This window comes from Deinococcus pimensis DSM 21231, from assembly GCF_000519345.1.
Classification (GTDB): domain Bacteria; phylum Deinococcota; class Deinococci; order Deinococcales; family Deinococcaceae; genus Deinococcus_A; species Deinococcus_A pimensis.
Genome location: NZ_KI912675.1, coordinates 230,464 through 231,270, shown reverse-complemented (window position 1 = coordinate 231,270; position 807 = coordinate 230,464). Strand labels below are relative to the sequence as shown.

The window sequence follows — 807 nt, the reverse complement described above, 5'->3', positions numbered from 1 at the left end:
TGGCACGCGCGAGGTCCTGCCCGAGCCGCGTGGTGCGCCGCAAGGTGAAGCCGAACACCGCCATGACCAGCAGGCCGATGCCGTCGCTGAGCGCCTGGAGGAGCGGTCGGGGGGGTGGCGGACACCACCTGAAGCAGCCAGACGTTCGCCGCGACGAGCGGCAACGTGACCCGCTGGTGCCACCGCAGGGGCATGCACGCGCCGAGGAACAGCACCGTACAGACGGAGACGATGAAGCCCAGCGCGGGACTCAGCACGATGAGGGTGGCGGCGCCCGACAGGAGGCACGTCAGCGCGGACCAGCGGAACACCTCGGTCTTGTCGTCCATGTCGTCCAGCCGTGCGAGGGTGTAGACGTACGCGGCGGCGACGAGGACGACCACGACCGCCGCGCCGAGCGCGCTCACGCCTCGGGAGGTGAAGAGCGCGCCGACGACGAGCGTGACGACGAGCGCGGCGACCACCACGAAGCGTGACCAGAACGCTCGCCGCGCTTCGCGGACCGTCCAGGGCCAGCGCAGCGCGAGGAGCGTCGTCAGCACGGGAGGAACGAGCGCCCAGAGGGGGAACGGCATGCCTCAGCGTAGCCCGCACGAAGGCGGCGTGCCTGTCCCCAAAGGGCTACGCGACCAGGTGAGGCGGGGAGGACCGCGCCTCGTCGGCTGGTCACGCTCAGCGGACGTCACGACGGCGGACCCCCGTGAGGCTCATCAGGCCGAGCAGCATCAACAGGACCGGACCCGTGACCGTCCAGGAGAGTTGGAGCAGGAAGGTCACCGCGAGCACGCCCAGCGTCACGCCGCCCAG

The 807-nt window shown here is 71.1% G+C and carries 1 pseudogene; it reads right to left on the bottom strand.

The window, feature by feature from the left end:
* A pseudogene (locus DEIPI_RS40660) lies at positions 1 to 575 on the bottom strand (hypothetical protein); the annotation flags it as partial.
* Between the last annotated feature and the right edge of the window lie 232 nt (positions 576 to 807).